Origin of the sequence: Ralstonia soli (assembly GCF_023955655.1) — a bacterium.
In the GTDB taxonomy this organism is placed as follows: domain Bacteria; phylum Pseudomonadota; class Gammaproteobacteria; order Burkholderiales; family Burkholderiaceae; genus Ralstonia; species Ralstonia soli.
This window is the reverse complement of record NZ_JAMXHT010000012.1, coordinates 13305-29448: the sequence shown is the minus strand read 5'-3', so window position 1 is coordinate 29448 and position 16144 is coordinate 13305. Positions and strand designations below refer to the sequence as shown.

The following is a 16144-nucleotide window of genomic DNA, read 5'->3' as shown; positions in this document are numbered from 1 at the left end:
AGCAAATGACCGCCGTTTAACGATGTTCCGGCAGGCGGATCGCCCGCGGCCCCGTCACCGCAATCAACACCATGGTCAGCGCCACCACCGACAGCCCCCAGCGCAGATCAGAGTGATGCGCAATCAACCCGATGATGACCGGGCCGATCAGCAAACCCACGTAGGCAAAGCGCGCCACCGCGGCAATACCCTCCGCCGCCGGCACGCCGGGCAGGCGCGACGCGGTGATAAAGAAGATCGGCACCATGTTGGCCGCGCCCACGCCCATCAGCGCAAAGCCTGCCAGCACGGCCGCGGGCGCGGGCCACAACAGCGCGAGGAGGATGCCGCCCGTGGCCAGCACACCGCTGGCGCCCAGCACGCGCATGTTGCCCCAGCGTCCGCGCGCAAAATCACCGCCGAATCGGGCCAGCGCCATGCCGCCGGAGAACGCCGCATAGCCCGCGCTGGCAACAGCCTCGGGCGATTGCGCGATCTCACGCATGTACACGGTCGTCCAGTCGTACATCGCGCCTTCCCCCAGCAGACCCAAGAAAGCCAGCAGACCGAGCATGAGCAGCGTTCGGCCGGTGGTCGGGTGTGCGGGTTCGCCTTCCGCATGCACGTGATCGGGCAGCATGAACGGCCCCGCGCACAGCGTCGTCGCGATCAACACCAGCGCCATGCCGCCGCAATGCGCGGCCGCAGACACACCCAGTTCCAGTAACACGCCACCCAGGGCGGCGCCGACCATGCCGCCGAGGCTGAACATGCCGTGCAGCGATGAAATGATGGGCTTGTGATGGCGAGCCTCCACCGTGGTGGCCTGCGCATTGATGGCCACGTCAAACCCCACGGTGCTGACGCCGAACAAAAACAGCGCCACCAGCAACACCGGGTAGGTCGGCATCAGCATGATCAGCGCGAGCATTGCGCTGAACGCGATGCCGCCCCGCATGCTGGCGTGCTGTGTGCCGACGCGCGCCACCCAGCGGCCCACAAATTTGATCGAAAGGATGGCCCCCGCGGCCACCATGAACATCGCCAACGACAACGATGCCTCGGACAACCCGAAGCGCGCCTTCACCGTCGGGATGTGGATGCCCCACGTCGCAAACGTTGCGCCGTTGACGAAAAAAAGCGCCATCGTCGCCGCGCGGGCCGACAGGGGAAGCCGGCGTGGCTGCAAGGTACCGGCAGACTGAACGTATTCGGAAGACATGAAGAAGGTTGATGAAACACGCGCGGCGCAACCCCGTTGCGCCGCAAAGGCACCATGCTACCGCGTCAGCCTGAAGAACGTATGACGCGGGCAGCGCGCCGCGCGGGTATGCCGCTTGCGTCACCACACGGGCATCCAATGCATTCGGGAGACCCGTCATGCCCCGCGTGATCTGGAAAGGTGCCGTCAGTTTCGGCCTCGTCCACATTCCGGTGGCGCTCTATCCGGCCACCCGCAGCGACGACCTCGATTTCGACTGGCTCGACCGCCGCACCATGGACCGCGTCGGCTACAAGCGCATCAACAAGGCCACCGGCAAGGAAGTGCCACGCGAGCAGATCGTGCGCGGCTATGCCTACGAGAAGGACCGCTATGTGATCCTGACCGACGACGACATCCGCGCCGCCAACCCGGTCTCCACGCAAACAGTGGATCTGCTGACCTTCGTGGATGCGTCAGAGATTCCGTTTCTCTATCTCGACACGCCGTACTTTCTCGCACCCGACCGGCGCGGCGAGAAGGTCTATGCGCTGCTGCGCGAGGCGCTGACGCGCTCGCAGAAGATCGGCGTGGCCAACGTGGTGCTGCACACCAAGCAGCATCTGGCGGCGCTGATTCCGCTGGGGCCGGTGCTGGTGCTGCATACGCTGCGGTGGTCCAACGAGGTGCGCGACTGGTCCGAGCTGGACGTGCCCACCGAGGGCGCCAAGGTCGCCAAGCTGACGGCCAAGGAGATCGACATGGCCGAAAAGCTGATCGACGACATGAGCGGCACGTGGGACCCTGCCGAGTATCACGACACCTTCCGCGACGACATCCTCGCGCTGGTCGATCGCAAGGTGCGCGAAGGCCGCACGGAGTCGGTCGAGCCGCTGGAAGCCGAGCGCGCGGCACCGCGCACCGACAACGTGATCGACCTGACGGACCTGCTGCGGCAAAGCCTCGCCAAGCGCGGCAAGGGCAAAGAAGCACCGAGCGCGGAAGAAGACGCGCCCACGCCACGCAAGCGTGCGCCGCGCAAGACGGCGGCCAAGTCCGCGCGCAAAACGGCCGCCCGCAAGCGCGCCTGACCCGACGGAGGTGATGCATGCCACGCCATCTCGCCGACTACCGCCGCAAACGCGATTTCACGCAAACACAGGAGCCCGCCGGCGCCCGCCGCAAGGCCGATGAGCGCCACGCCAACGGCGCCCTGCACTTCGTGATCCAGAAGCATGACGCCACGCGGCTGCATTACGACTTCCGGCTCGAACTCGACGGCACGCTCAAGAGCTGGGCCATCCCGAAGGGCCCGAGCCTGGACCCGGCGGACAAGCGCCTCGCCGTGCACGTTGAAGACCACCCGCTCGACTATGCCGATTTCGAGGGCCACATCCCCGAGGGCCAATACGGCGGCGGCGACGTGATCGTGTGGGACCGCGGCATCTGGCGCCCGCACGGCGACCCACGCAAGGCCTACCGCGACGGCAAGCTCAAGTTCGACCTCGACGGCGAGAAGCTGCACGGTGCGTGGGCACTGGTCCGCACGCACCTGCATGGCAGCGGAAAGCACCCGAAGGAGCAGTGGCTGCTCATCAAGGAACGCGACGACCAGGTGCGGCCATCGAGCGACTATGACGTGACACAGGCGCTGCCCGCCAGCGTGATCAGCGGCGAGAACGTCGGCGCCAAGGCCAAGAAAAACCGCCAGCCCGATCACGCCGAACCCACGCAAGTCCAGCCACCCGAAGGTGCCGTTCCGGAGGCGTTGCCGAACACGCTGGAGCCGCAGCTCGCCACGCTGGTCGATGCGCCGCCCGCGCACGGCGAATGGGACTACGAGGTCAAGTTCGACGGCTACCGCATCCTGGCGCGCATCGATGGCAACACAGTGCGACTGTTCAGCCGCAACGGCCGGGACTGGACGGCGAAGCTGCCGCGCCAGGCGCGCACCCTGCATGCGCTCGGCCTGCACGAAGCGTGGCTCGACGGCGAGGTCGTGGTGATGGGCGAGCGCGGCGTGCCCGACTTCCAGGCGCTGCAGAACGCGTTCGAAACCGCGCATGCCGAACGCATCGTCTACTACCTGTTCGACATTCCGTTCTGCAACGGCATGGACTTGCGCGGCGTGCCGCTGCACGAGCGACGCGCGCTGCTGCAGCGCATTCTCGACGCGGCGCCGGGCGAGCTCGATCGCGAGGCGGTACTGTTCTCGGGCACCTTCAATGCGCCGGCCGAAGACCTGCTGGCCTCGGCGTGCAGCATGTCGCTCGAAGGCGTGATCGGCAAGCGCGCGGACGCGCCCTACCGCGCCGGCCGCAGCCCCGCGTGGATCAAGCTCAAGTGCGGGCAGCGGCAGGAGTTCGTGATCGGCGGCTACAGCGCGCCCAAGGGCAGCCGCAGCGGCTTTGGCGCGCTGCTGCTCGGTGTGTATGACGACGCAGGCAAGCTGCGCTACGCGGGCCGCGTCGGCACCGGCTTCAACGAGACCAGCCTGCACGCCCTGCATCATGAGCTCAACGGCCTGACAATCGACACACCGCCGTTTGCCAACCCGCCCGTGGGCGCGGACGCGCGCGATGTGCAATGGGTCAGGCCGGAGCGCGTGGCCGAGATCGCCTTTGCCGAATGGACGCGCGAAGGCATCGTGCGCCAGGCCGTGTTCCAGGGCTTGCGCGACGACAAGCCCGCGCGCAACATCGTGCGCGAGAAAGCCAAGCCGCCAAGCAGCGCCCACCGCAAGGAGACCCACGCCGTGAAGGCTTCCGAACGCAGGGTCCGCCCCGGCGCCGAGCGCATCGCAGGCGTGGACATCACGCACCCGGACCGCGTCATCGAGAAGGCCAGCGGCACCACCAAGGCTGATCTCGCGCGGTACTACGCGAGCGTAGCCGAGTGGATGCTGCCGCATCTGCGCAACCGGCCCACGTCGCTCGTGCGGGCCCCCGACGGCATCGACGGCGAGCGCTTCTTCCAGAAGCACGCAGCCGCGCTGAAACTGCCTGGCATCACGCAGCTCGATCCGGCGCTTGACCCTGGCCATCCATCGCTGCTGGCCATCAACTCGGCCGAGGCGCTGGTCGGCGCGGTGCAGATGGGCACGGTGGAGCTGCACACCTGGAATGCGCTGGCCGATCGCATCGAACAACCCGACCGCATCATCTTCGATATCGACCCCGACCCCGCATTGCCCTTCGTGCGCGTGATCGAGGCCACGCAGCTCACGCTTGCGTTGCTCGATGAACTGGGTCTGCAGGCTTTCCTGAAGACCAGCGGCGGGCACGGCCTGCATGTGGTGGTGCCGCTCACACGTCGCGAATCTGCCGACTGGGATGCGCTCAAGGCGTTCGCACAAGCCGTTGTGCAACACATGGCCGCGACCTTCCCCGACCGCTTCGTCGCCAAGATGGGCCCACAGAACCGCGTGGGGAAAATCTTCATCGACTATCTGCGCAACAACCGCGGCGCGAGCACGGTGGCGGCATATTCGGTGCGCGCACGCACGGGGCTGCCGGTGTCGGTGCCGATCCGCCATGACGAGCTGGAAGGGCTGCAGTCTTCCGCCCAGTGGACGCTGCGCACGCTGCCGGATCGGCTGGACAAGCTCAAGGGCGACCCGTGGGCGGATTACAGCGGCACGCGTCAATCCGTCACGGCCGCGATGCGCAAGCGCATCGGCCTCGATACTTAAGCGTCACACCTGACGATTCCCAACGAATTGGGCGGTGAACCCGCCATTGCTTGTCGGCCGGAGCGGGGGGCCGCTGCGTTAACATGCCTGCGTCCGCACTTGGCGCACGCGTGTGTGCCCCACCCTGCCCCGCCGATGGCCCGAATTCGTCCCACCCGTTTGCTGAACCTGCCGCGTAGCGCACTTGCCTGCGCGGTGCTCCTCGCCGTTGCGGCCACGCCGCTCGCCCACGCCAAGAAGGCCAAAGCGCACGCCGCGCCGCATGCCACGGCAGCGCAGATGCGCCAAGCTGCGCAGAATCCCGCCGGGCTGCCCGCCAACGTGGCGCTCGCGTTTGCCCGTGCGCATATTCCGCTCGATGCAGTAAGCGTGTTCGTGATCCGCACCGGCACCGCCGCGCCCATCCTGCAATGGAATGCCGACACCGGAATGAACCCGGCGTCGACCATGAAGCTGCTGACGACCTTTGCCGGGCTCGATCTGCTCGGTCCGGACTTCCGCTGGAAGACCACGGCCTATGCTGATAGCCAGCCCGTCAACGGCACGCTCAACGGCAATCTCTATCTGCGCGGCCAGGGCGATCCGAAGCTGATTCCGGAAGAGCTCGTGAAGCTCGTGACCGATGTGCGCCGCGCCGGTGTGGACGAACTGGCCGGCAACATCGTGCTGGATCGCACCTACTTCGAGAGCGGGCTGTCGGAAGCGCCGCCGCTCGATGGCGACAGCGCACGCGCCTACAACGTGGCGCCCGACGCGCTGCTGTATTCGTTCAAGACGCTCACGTTCACGCTGTCGCCCGATGCGGGCAACGGCGGGGTCAACATCGACGTGTCGCCGCCGCTGGCGCAGTTGCAGATCGACAACCAGCTGCGCACCACGCGCGGCGGCTGCGGCGATTGGAAGACATCGTCCGGCGCCAACATCGCCACGCAGACCGACGGCCACGTGCTTGCCAGCTTTGACGGCCGCTATGCCGCTGCGTGCGGCGAGCGCGTGTTCAACATCGCCGCGCTCACGCATGCCGACTTCATCTGGGGCGGCTTCCTGGCGCTGTGGCAGCAAGCCGGCGGCACGACGCGCTTCACCCCGGGCCTGCGCGAGGGTAAGGTACCGCGCCAAGCCGTGCTCCTGGCTACACACTACGGCCCGCCGCTGTCGGAGGTCGTGCACGACATCGACAAGTATTCGAACAACGTGATGGCGCGCCAGCTCTTCCTGACCATCGGCGCGGAGATCGGCCGCAAGCCCGCATCGGTGCGGCAATCGACCGACGTCATCAACCGCTGGCTCGCCAAGCAGAACCTGACGATGCCCGAGCTGGTGCTCGAGAATGGCTCCGGCCTGTCGCGCGTGGAGCGCATCAGCGCGCGCAACATGGGGCGCCTGCTGCAGCAGGCCGATGCCAACCCGAACGGCAGCGTGCTGCGCGATGCGTTGCCGGTGGTCGGCGTGGATGGCACCATGCGCAATCGCCTCACGCGCGCCGGTGTGGCCGGCAACGCCGAGATCAAGACCGGCACGCTCAATGACGTACGCGCCATCGCCGGCTATGTGGAAGGCGAAGGCGGCCAGCGCTTCGTGGTGGTCAGCATGATCAACCACCCGAACGCCGGTGCCGGCCAGGCAGCGCACGACGCACTCTTGCAATGGATCTATCAGGGCGCACAACGATGAACACACATACGGCACTGTTGGGCATCACGGGCACGTCGGGCAGCGGCAAGACCACGCTCATCGAGCAACTCATCGCGCGCTTCGTACAAGACGGACGCCGCGTGGCCGCCATCAAGCACACGCATCACGGCTTTGACCTCGACTCGCCCGGCAAGGATTCGTACCGCATGCGCGAAGCCGGCAGCGCGGAAGTCGTGCTGGTGGGTGGCGAGCGCCTCGTCCTGATGCGCGAATACGCCCACGCCCGCGAGCCCGAGTTGGCCGACGTGCTCGCGCTGCTCTCGCCCGGCACCGACCTCGTCATCGTGGAAGGCTACAAGCGCAGCACCTTTCCGAAGATCGAAGTGTTCCGGCCATCGCTGGGCCGCACACCGCTGTGGCCGGAGATTGGCGGCGTGGTGGCGGTCGCTACCGATGCGCCCGATGCCGTGCACCCGCCCGAAGGCGTGGCGGTGCTGGATCTGAACGATGTGGATGCGGTGTACCGGTTTGCCGTGCAGCATCTGGCTCACGCGCCAACATGAGGCACGCTTGGCGGCTCAGCCATCAAGGAGGCGAGCAATCACAGGAAATAAAAACGCCCGCTTGCGCGGGCGTTTTGTTTGGGTGCGGTGCTAGCCGGATCAGTGAACCAGGTTGTCTGCCAGCAGACGCTGCAGCACGTTGCTCGAGATCAGGCGATGGCCACCCGTGGTCGGGTGCACGCCGTCCGCGAACAGGTACGACGTATCTGCACCCGCGGCGACCAGCGTGTTGGCCGAGCAGAACAGCGAGCTGCCGCCAGCGCCCGGCACCAGTGCGTTGATCTTGTTCGCATCGCAGGCCGGGACGCTGGTGTTGCTGAACCCGAACATTGCGCCGTTCTGGATCACGGCGGTCAACTGCGAGTTGAAGTCGATCACGCGAGCCGTCGTGCCGGCCAGACCGGTCTGCAGCGTGGTGTTGAACGTACCCACCAGCGCATGCAGCAGCGCCTGCCCTGCCACACCGCCTGCCACACCCTGCGGGGTCAGGCTGCTGTCGGGCAGGTTGAACACGTAGAGCTGCGTGGCGTTCTTGCTGATCATGTCCTTGATGTAGCCGACCAAGTCAGTCGCGGCCTGCTGGACCTGCGCCGTGGCAATAGCCGGCGTCACACCTGAATTGGGTGTCGCCACGGCGGCGGCCCAATAGAAAATGTCGTTGTTGCCGCCGAACACGAACACCAGATCGCTGCTGCCATTGAACGTGTTGTTGCTGGCTGCGTAGAAGTTGGCGAGCTGCTGCTTGACCGGATACGTGAGCGCACCGGCGCCGTTATTGTGGCCAATGCCGTTCGGATCGGTCACACGCGAACCGCCCTGTGCGTAGTCGAAGCAACCGGGTTTCGGACAGGTCTGCACGGAGTTGGCGTAGCCCATCACGGCGGGCGTGAGCGACATACCCAGCTGCGTGGCCACGGTTTCCGCCCACACCGGGCCCGGGTTGGTGGTGAACTTGCCCCCACCCACGGCCGCCGCTGCCGGCGTGTAGGTGCCAGCGTCGCTCAGGCTGTCGCCGAACACCACCATGCGCTGCACCTTGGCAATGTTGCTGTTACCGCTCTGATCGGATTCGCCGCCGCAAGCGGTCAGGCCCAAGGCGAGGGCCGCCGATGCGACGCCCATCCATTGACGCAACTTCATGGTCTGTCTCCCGTGTGGAAATTTTTTTGGTCTGTGGTGCCGCGGTACGCGACTCACTGCGCGCGTTTGAAGCACGCGGAACGACACAACGACCCAGTGTAGCGAGGTAGACAGCCGTTCGACGAACGGGCGACCCGGAAGAATTAGAGGCCTGACTCGAACTAAGCCGCGAACGCGGCGGCGGCGCGACGCAGGCGGTCGTTGACGGCCGCCCAGGCGGGCGTGTCAGCCAGGGTTTCCACCCAGATGGCGTCATAGCCACCGCGATCGAGTTCGCGCAGGAGCGCATACAACGCGTTGGCGTAAGCGGCGGGCGTGGCAGGCGCGACGCGTTGGTCGCAGCCTGCGGGCAGCGCCACAGGTGCGCCGAGCCAGACAACACGCTTGCCGGCCGGCAGTGCGGCCACGCGCGCAGGCACGTCGGCGGCAGACAACAGATACAGCGGCGTGCGCGGCGCGTAGTGCGCCTTCAACGTGCCGGACGCGCGCGGTGCAGCGGCATCAGGCAGCGCGGGTAACTCGCCCGTCACGCGCTCGATGTCTTCGGGCGTGATGGCACCCGGGCGCAGCAGCACGGGACCGATCCCTTGATCCAGACGAGAGAGATCGACAATGGTCGATTCGATGCCAACGTCCACGCCATCGCCTTCGAGCACGAACACGGCATCGCCGAATTCGTCACGCACGTGCTGCGCGGTGGTCGGGCTGACCTGGCCGAACTTGTTGGCCGACGGTGCCGCAATGCCGCCGCGCCCACGCTTGAAGCGCGAGAGCAGCGCCTGCGCCACCGGGTGCGACGGGCAACGCAGCCCGATGCTGTCCTGACCGCCCGCCACGGCGGCCGGGATATGCGGGGCGCGCTTCAGAATCAACGTCAGCGGACCGGGCCAAAACGCTTCGATCAGTTGCAGCGCGATGCCGGGCACCTCATCGGCCCAGTAAGAGATGTCCGCCCCATCCACCACATGCACGATCACGGGGTGATTGGACGGACGGCCTTTGGCGGCGTAGATCTTGGCGATGGCCTGCGGGTTCTCCGCATCAGCGCCGAGGCCGTAGACGGTCTCGGTCGGGAAGGCGACCAGCTCGCCCGCTTCCAGCGCGCGCGCAGCCTCGTCGAGGCGTTGGCGCGACGGCATGACGGTGGGCGTGGTCGACTTGTGCATGGCGATGCTCGTGGTTACTCCGGCTGCAGCCCGAGCACGTGTGCGGCGTGGCGGAAGGCTTCGTCCACCACTTCCGGCGAGGTGCCGACGCAGTTCACGTGACCCATCTTGCGGCCCGGGCGTGCATCGGCCTTGCCGTACAGATGGACCTTGGCGCCACTGTGGCCCATCACCTCGTGCCACGCGGGCGTGCGCTCGAGGCCGTACTCGAACCACACGTCGCCGAGCACGTTGAGCATGCGTCCCGGCGAATGCTGGCGCGTGCTGCCCAGCGGCAGGCGGGCCATGGCACGCACCTGCTGCTCGAACTGGCTGGTCTCGCACACATCCATGGTGATGTGGCCGGAGTTGTGCGGGCGCGGCGCCATTTCGTTGGCGACGAGCGAGCCGTCCTGCAGCACGAAAAACTCGACGCACAGCACGCCGACGTAGCCCATCTCTTCGGCGATCATCGCTGCAGCGGCGCGGGTGCGCGTGGCGATGTCGTCCGACACGCTGCGCGACGGCATGATCGTCGAGAACAGGATGCCGTCACGGTGCTCGTTCTCGGCCAGCGGCCACGTCGCCGTGGTGCCGTCGGCGGCGCGGGCGGCCAGCACGGACACCTCGTAGGCCAGCGGCAGCATCTTCTCGAGCACGCACGGCACGTGCTGCATGGCACCCCAGGCGGCGCGCAGTTCTTCAACGGTGGAAACGCGCGCCTGGCCCTTGCCGTCATAGCCCATGCGGGCGATCTTCAGGATGCCGGGCAGCAGGTCGGCGGGCAGTTGCTCGATGTCGGCTTCATGCTCAATCACCCAGCTCGGGGCCGGGTGAATGCCGGTGCGTGCGGCGCACAGCGCGAAGAACTTCTTCTCGGCGATGCGGTTTTGGGCGATCGACACGCAGTTGGCGCGCGGCGCGACGAATGCGCCCAGCTGCTCCAGGCGATCGAGCGCAACCGCGGGCACGTTCTCGAATTCCGTGGTCACCGCCGGGCACAGCGCGGCCATCTCCGCCAGTGCGGCTTCATCGGTGTAGCCGGCGCACAGATGGCGCTCGGCAATCGTGCCGGCGGGGCTGTTCGGGTCCGGGTCGAGCACGCAGACCTTGTAGCCCATCGCCTGCGCGGCGTGCGTGAACATGCGGCCGAGTTGGCCGCCGCCCAGCATGCCCAGCCAGGCATCGGGCAGGATCGCGTTGGGAACGTTCAGCGCGCGGGATTCCGCCGTGTGGGCTTGCGCCAGGCGCGGGTTCAGGTCGTCGGCCATGAATGGGGTCGTCTGTTGCTTGAGCACCTTAGGCCCCATGGACCGGCAGCTTCATGCCGCGCGCGACTTCGGTCTGCTGCGCGCGGAAGGCTTCGAGCTTGTCGGCCAGCGCCGAGTCGGTGGTGGCAATGGTGGCAATGGCAGCCAGTGCCGCGTTGGCCGCACCCGCCTCGCCGATGGCGAACGTCGACACCGGAATGCCCTTGGGCATCTGCACGATGGAAAGCAGCGAGTCTTCGCCGCGCAGGTACTTGGACGGCACCGGCACACCGAACACCGGCACGATCGTCTTGGCGGCGATCATGCCCGGCAGGTGCGCCGCCCCGCCGGCACCGGCGATGATGGCGCGCAAACCCCGGCCGCGTGCGGCTTCGGCGTAGCGGAACATGTCGTCCGGCATGCGGTGCGCCGAGACGACCTGCGCCTCAAACGGAATACCGAACTGGGTCAGCATGTCCACGGCGTGGCGCATGATTTCCCAGTCGGAATTGGAGCCCATCACCACGCCAACGAGCGGAGCGGATTGTGCAGTCATCGTCATCGCTCCAATGTCAGCGCAGGGATTGACCGGTCAGGCGGGTCAGCGCCTCGCGGTACTTGTCGGCGGTCTTTTCGATCACGTCGGCGGGCAGTTGCGGCGCCGGCGCGGTCTTCGGCCACGGCTTGCCGTCGATACGCACGGCTTCGAGCCAGTCGCGCACGAATTGCTTGTCGAACGACGGCGGGTTGGTGCCCACTTGGTACGAATCCGCCGGCCAGAACCGCGACGAATCGGCGGTGAGCGCTTCGTCCATCAGGGTGAGCGTGCCGTTCTCGTCCAAACCGAACTCGAACTTGGTGTCGGCGATGATGATGCCGCGCGTGGCGGCAAATTCGGAAGCTTCCTTGTACAGGCGGATGCTCACGTCGCGGATTTGCGCGGCGAGGTCCGGGCCGATCCGGCGCTCGACTTCATCGAAGGAGATGTTCTCGTCATGCTCGCCCATCTCGGCCTTGGCTGCGGGCGTGAAGATCGGCTCGGGCAGCTTCTGTGCGTTCTGCAGGCCGGGAGCCAGATGCACGCCGCAAACGGCGCCGGTGGCCTGGTAGTCCTTCCAGCCGCTGCCGGCCAGGTAGCCGCGCACCACGGCTTCCACCAGGATTGGCTTCAGGCGCTTGACCACGATGGCGCGGCCGCGCACCTGGTCGACTTCGTTCGGAGCCACCACGGTTTCCGGGGCGATGCCCGTCTCGTGCGTCGGCACGATGTGGCGCAGCTTGTTGAACCAGAAGTCAGACATCTGCGCGAGCACTTTGCCCTTGTCCGGAATCGGCTGGCTCAGGATCACGTCAAACGCCGAGAGGCGGTCGGTGGTGACCATCAGCAGCTTGTCGTCGCCGACAGCGTAGTTCTCGCGCACCTTGCCACGGCCAAGCAACGGCAGGCTGGTGATCGACGATTCGTAAAGGGCGGACGATGCAGCGGGGTTGTTAGATGCGGCGGACACGGCAGAACCCGAGAGGAGATGAGAAAACGTGGAAGGCCGACATTATACGTGCCGGCCCCATGCAAAACGGCTGGCGCAGTGCCAGCCGTTTGCTAGATGTGACGCGAAAGGCTTATTGCACCACTTGCGCCAGCTTGCCGCTTGCGTAGTCAGCCGCCATGACCGACATGCCCACCGGCTTGATCTTGCCGGCCTGGCCTTCGCAGCCGAACTGGATGTAGCGCGCCTTGCAGACCTGCTTGGCGGCTTCGCGCGCCGGCTTGAGCCATTCGCGGGCGTCGAACTTGTCCGGGTTTTCGGCCAGGAACTTGCGCACCGCGCCAGTCATCGCCAGGCGGATGTCGGTGTCGATGTTGATCTTGCGCACGCCGTACTTGATGGCTTCCTGGATCTCTTCGACCGGCACGCCGTAGGTTTCCTTCATCTTGCCGCCGTACTGGTTGATGATGGCCAGCAACTCCTGCGGCACGGAGGACGAGCCGTGCATCACGAGGTGGGTGTTGGGAATGCGTGCGTGGATTTCCTTCACGCGGCTGATCGCCAGGATGTCGCCGGTGGGCTTGCGCGTGAACTTGTAGGCGCCGTGGCTGGTGCCGATGGCGATGGCCAGGGCATCGAGCTGCGTCGCCTTGACGAACTGGGCGGCTTCTTCCGGATCGGTCAGCAGGGACGAATGGTCGAGCTTGCCCTCGGCGCCGTGGCCATCTTCCTCGCCAGCCATGCCGGTTTCCAGCGAGCCCAGGCAGCCGAGTTCGCCTTCCACGGTCACGCCAACCTTGTGGGCCATTTCCACCACGCGGCGGGTCACGTCGACGTTGTAGTCGAAGTCGGCCGGGGTCTTGCCATCTTCACGCAGCGAGCCGTCCATCATGACCGAGCCGAAGCCCAGGTCGATGGCGCCCTGGCAGATGGCCGGGCTTTGACCGTGATCCTGGTGCATCACCAGCGGGATCTCCGGATAGGCCTCAACCGCGGCCTGGATCAGGTGCTTGATGAAGGACTCGCCGGCGTACTTGCGGGCGCCTGCGCTGGCCTGCAGGATCACCGGCGCGCCGGTTTCCTTGGCCGCTTCCATTACAGCCTGGACCTGTTCCAGGTTGTTCACGTTGAATGCCGGCAGGCCGTAGCCGTTTTCAGCGGCGTGGTCCAGCAATTGGCGCATCGAGACGAGTGGCATGGTTTTCTCCTATGGATCGATCTGTATTCGGTCTCTGGAACGCATCTTGAACCCTTAGCAAACGGCGTTCCGTCGTGCGCGTCAGTGCATGCCGACGCGGACAATCTTGAGTGTGTTGGTGCCGCCGGCCTGGCCCATCGGCTCGCCGACGGTCAGGACGATGAAGTCGCCGCGCTGCACGACGCCGCGCGCGACCAGCAGCTCTTCGGCCTGGTGCAGCGCTTCGTCACGGTCGGAGCTGGTGGCCAGCGGCAGCGACTGCACGTTGCGGTACAGGGCCATCTTGCGCTGCGAGCCCACATTGGGCGTCATCGCATAAATGGGGATGTTGATGCCGTGGCGGCTCATCCACAGCGCCGTGGCGCCGGAATCGGTGAGCGCGGCAATCGCCTTGACCTGGAGGTGGTGCGCCGTGAACAGCGCGCCCATGGCGATCGACTGGTCGATGCGGCTGAAGGTCTGGTCGAGGAAGTCAGCATCCAGGTGCACCGGCTGCGACTTTTCAGCCTCGACGCAGATGGCGGCCATGGCTTCGATCGTCTCGACCGGATAGCGGCCCGCAGCGGTTTCCGCCGACAGCATCACCGCATCGGTGCCATCCAGCACAGCGTTGGCGACGTCCGACACTTCGGCGCGCGTCGGCACCGGGTTGACGATCATCGACTCCATCATCTGCGTGGCGGTGATGGTCAGCTTGTTGGCTTCGCGTGCCAGCTTGATCATGCGCTTCTGCAGCGCCGGCACGGCTGCGTTACCCACTTCCACGGCCAGGTCACCACGGGCGACCATGATGCCGTCGGACGCGGCCAGGATCTCTTCGAGCACGCCCGGGCGGATGGCCTCGGCACGCTCGATCTTGGCGATCATGCGCGTCTTGTGGTTGTGCGGCGCGCCGGCCACGGCGGCCAGTTGGCGCGCCATTTCCATGTCGGTCGCGTTCTTGGGGAAGCTGACCGCGACGTAATCGGCGCCCAGCGCCATCGCGGTCTTGATGTCTTCCATGTCCTTGGCGGTCAGCGCAGGCGCCGATAGCCCGCCGCCCTGGCGGTTGATGCCCTTGTTGTTGGACAGGTCGCCGCCGATCTTGACCATGGTCTCGATCTCTTCACCAACCACGCGCTCGACCTGCAGCACGATCAGGCCGTCGTTGAGCAGCAGCAGATCGCCGGGACCGACGTCGCGGGGCAGTTCCTTGTAGTCCAGGCCGACGCGCTCCTGGTTGCCCAGTTCACAGCGTGCGTCGAGCGTGAAGCGGTCGCCGGGTTCGAGCGTGATCTTGCCGCTCTCAAACTTGCCGACGCGGATCTTGGGGCCCTGCAGATCGGCCATGATGGCCACTTCGCGGCCCACCGAGCGCGCCGCCTCGCGCACCAGTTCGGCGCGCGCCACGTGATCCTGCGCGGTGCCGTGCGAGAAGTTCAGCCGAACCACGTCCACACCGCCCGCGATCATCCGCGTGAGGATCTCCAGCGTGTTGGACGACGGGCCGAGGGTGGCGACGATCTTGGTGGCGCGGGTCATGGCGGCGGTGTCTCGTTGTTGTTGGGGGTATGTGTCCGGCGCCTCGGTCAGGCCACGGCTGCCTGGCTCTGGGCACGTTGCTCCAGGACTTCCACGGCGGGCAGCGTCTTGCCTTCCAGGAATTCGAGGAACGCACCGCCGCCGGTGGAGATATAGCCCACCTTGTCGGCAATGTTGTACTTGGCGATGGCCGCCAGCGTGTCGCCGCCGCCCGCGATCGAGAAGCCCGACGAGGCAGCAATCGCCTCAGCCAACACCTTGGTGCCGTTGCCGAACTGGTCGAACTCGAACACGCCGACCGGGCCGTTCCACACGATGGTGCCGGCGGACTTCAGCTGTTCAGCCAGTTGCGCGGCCGTCTTCGGGCCAATGTCGAGGATCATGTCGTCGTCGGCCACGTCCGCCACATCCTTGACGGTGGCAGCAGCGGTGGCGCTGAACTCCTTGGCGCACACCACATCCACGGGGATGGGCACCGACGCGCCGCGTGCGGCCAGCATGTCGATGATGGCCTTGGCATCGCCCACCAGGTCCGGCTCGGCCAGCGACTTGCCGATCTTCAGGCCCGCCGCCAGCATGAACGTGTTGGCGATGCCGCCGCCGACGATCAGGTTGTCGACCTTGTCGGCCAGCGATTTCAGGATGGTCAGCTTGGTCGACACCTTCGAACCGGCCACGATGGCCACCAGCGGACGGGCCGGCTGGCCCAGTGCCTTGCCCAGCGCATCCAGCTCGGCCGCCAGCAGCGGGCCGGCACAGGCGATGGGGGCGAACTTGGCGATGCCGTGGGTGGTGGCTTCCGCGCGGTGGGCGGTGCCGAACGCGTCGTTGACGTAGACGTCGCACAGCTTGGCCATCTTCTGGGCCAGCTCGTCGCTGTTCTTCTTCTCGCCCTTGTTCACGCGGCAGTTTTCCAGCAGCACGACCTGGCCGGGCGCCACATCCACGCCGTCGACCCAGTTCTGCACCAGCTTGACGTCGCAGCCTAGCAACTCGGCCAGGCGCTTGGCCACTGGTGCCAGCGAGTCTTCGGGCTTGAATTCGCCCTCGGTCGGACGACCCAGGTGTGAAGTGACCATCACGGCGGCGCCGGCGTCCAGCGCGGCCTGAATGGCTGGCACGGAGGCGCGGATGCGCGTGTCTTCGGTGATGTTGCCGGCATCGTCTTGCGGCACATTCAGATCAGCGCGGATAAAGACACGCTTGCCGGCAAGCTTGCCTTCGGAGATGAGATCGGACAGACGCAGGACGTGAGGCATGGCAGCTACGGAGGAATCACGGAAAACGACGATTTTACCTGATGCGACCGGTCAAAACGTGCGTTCTTGGCGCTC

The 16144-nt window shown here is 66.4% G+C and carries 13 protein-coding genes; 4 read left to right on the top strand and 9 right to left on the bottom strand.

Annotated features, from left to right (window positions below):
* Positions 1-16: 16 nt before the first annotated feature.
* Positions 17-1201: an MFS transporter gene (locus NG900_RS25330; RefSeq protein WP_252684950.1), complete on the bottom strand. Its 1185-nt coding sequence runs from the start codon at positions 1199-1201 to the stop codon at positions 17-19.
* A 158-nt stretch (positions 1202-1359) separates the two neighbouring features.
* Here NG900_RS25330 and ku point away from each other — a divergent pair, with 158 nt between their 5' ends.
* The 4 genes from ku (at position 1360) to mobB (ending at position 7069) form a co-directional block, all read left to right on the top strand.
* Positions 1360-2271: a non-homologous end joining protein Ku gene (gene ku, locus NG900_RS25325; protein WP_252684948.1), complete on the top strand. Its 912-nt coding sequence runs from the start codon at positions 1360-1362 to the stop codon at positions 2269-2271.
* 17 nt (positions 2272-2288) lie between these two features.
* Entirely contained in the window at positions 2289-4871 is a 2583-nt protein-coding gene (gene ligD / locus NG900_RS25320) for a DNA ligase D (RefSeq protein WP_252684946.1), read from the top strand.
* 135 nt (positions 4872-5006) lie between these two features.
* On the top strand, positions 5007-6545 hold the full coding sequence (dacB, locus tag NG900_RS25315; protein WP_252684944.1) for a D-alanyl-D-alanine carboxypeptidase/D-alanyl-D-alanine endopeptidase: 1539 nt from the start codon (positions 5007-5009) through the stop codon (positions 6543-6545).
* Positions 6542-7069, top strand: a complete 528-nt coding sequence (gene mobB, locus NG900_RS25310; RefSeq protein ID WP_252684942.1) for a molybdopterin-guanine dinucleotide biosynthesis protein B — start codon at positions 6542-6544, stop codon at positions 7067-7069. Before dacB ends, mobB begins: the two co-directional genes overlap by 4 nt.
* 99 nt (positions 7070-7168) lie before the next feature.
* On the opposite strand, the gene NG900_RS25305 is transcribed toward mobB, so the two are convergent.
* From NG900_RS25305 to NG900_RS25270, 8 genes are all read right to left on the bottom strand, one after another.
* Complete coding sequence (locus NG900_RS25305) at positions 7169-8209, bottom strand: SGNH/GDSL hydrolase family protein (RefSeq protein ID WP_252684940.1); 1041 nt, start codon at positions 8207-8209, stop codon at positions 7169-7171.
* Between the two features lie 161 nt (positions 8210-8370).
* On the bottom strand, positions 8371-9375 hold the full coding sequence (locus tag NG900_RS25300) for an L-threonylcarbamoyladenylate synthase (RefSeq protein ID WP_252684938.1): 1005 nt from the start codon (positions 9373-9375) through the stop codon (positions 8371-8373).
* Between the two features lie 14 nt (positions 9376-9389).
* Entirely contained in the window at positions 9390-10625 is a 1236-nt protein-coding gene (locus NG900_RS25295; protein WP_252684935.1) for a 5-(carboxyamino)imidazole ribonucleotide synthase, read from the bottom strand.
* 28 nt (positions 10626-10653) lie between these two features.
* Positions 10654-11160, bottom strand: coding sequence for a 5-(carboxyamino)imidazole ribonucleotide mutase (purE, locus tag NG900_RS25290; protein WP_252684933.1), 507 nt, complete (start codon positions 11158-11160; stop codon positions 10654-10656).
* Positions 11161-11176: 16 nt separating this feature from the next.
* Positions 11177-12112, bottom strand: a complete 936-nt coding sequence (locus NG900_RS25285; protein ID WP_252684931.1) for a phosphoribosylaminoimidazolesuccinocarboxamide synthase — start codon at positions 12110-12112, stop codon at positions 11177-11179.
* A gap of 112 nt (positions 12113-12224) precedes the next feature.
* On the bottom strand, positions 12225-13289 hold the full coding sequence (fba, locus tag NG900_RS25280; protein ID WP_252684929.1) for a class II fructose-bisphosphate aldolase: 1065 nt from the start codon (positions 13287-13289) through the stop codon (positions 12225-12227).
* A gap of 81 nt (positions 13290-13370) precedes the next feature.
* Entirely contained in the window at positions 13371-14810 is a 1440-nt protein-coding gene (pyk, locus tag NG900_RS25275; RefSeq protein ID WP_252684927.1) for a pyruvate kinase, read from the bottom strand.
* A 47-nt stretch (positions 14811-14857) separates the two neighbouring features.
* A complete protein-coding gene (locus tag NG900_RS25270; RefSeq protein WP_252684925.1) occupies positions 14858-16069 on the bottom strand; it encodes a phosphoglycerate kinase in 1212 nt (403 codons plus the stop codon).
* Positions 16070-16144 lie beyond the last annotated feature (75 nt).

Coding starts and splice junctions, on each gene's coding strand:
- NG900_RS25330 (WP_252684950.1), bottom strand. CDS start 1,201: ATGTCTTCCGAATACGTTCAGTCTGCCGGTACCTTGCAGCCACGCCGG.
- ku (WP_252684948.1), top strand. CDS start 1,360: ATGCCCCGCGTGATCTGGAAAGGTGCCGTCAGTTTCGGCCTCGTCCAC.
- ligD (WP_252684946.1), top strand. CDS start 2,289: ATGCCACGCCATCTCGCCGACTACCGCCGCAAACGCGATTTCACGCAA.
- dacB (WP_252684944.1), top strand. CDS start 5,007: ATGGCCCGAATTCGTCCCACCCGTTTGCTGAACCTGCCGCGTAGCGCA.
- mobB (WP_252684942.1), top strand. CDS start 6,542: ATGAACACACATACGGCACTGTTGGGCATCACGGGCACGTCGGGCAGC.
- NG900_RS25305 (WP_252684940.1), bottom strand. CDS start 8,209: ATGAAGTTGCGTCAATGGATGGGCGTCGCATCGGCGGCCCTCGCCTTG.
- NG900_RS25300 (WP_252684938.1), bottom strand. CDS start 9,375: ATGCACAAGTCGACCACGCCCACCGTCATGCCGTCGCGCCAACGCCTC.
- NG900_RS25295 (WP_252684935.1), bottom strand. CDS start 10,625: ATGGCCGACGACCTGAACCCGCGCCTGGCGCAAGCCCACACGGCGGAA.
- purE (WP_252684933.1), bottom strand. CDS start 11,160: ATGACTGCACAATCCGCTCCGCTCGTTGGCGTGGTGATGGGCTCCAAT.
- fba (WP_252684929.1), bottom strand. CDS start 13,289: ATGCCACTCGTCTCGATGCGCCAATTGCTGGACCACGCCGCTGAAAAC.
- pyk (WP_252684927.1), bottom strand. CDS start 14,810: ATGACCCGCGCCACCAAGATCGTCGCCACCCTCGGCCCGTCGTCCAAC.
- NG900_RS25270 (WP_252684925.1), bottom strand. CDS start 16,069: ATGCCTCACGTCCTGCGTCTGTCCGATCTCATCTCCGAAGGCAAGCTT.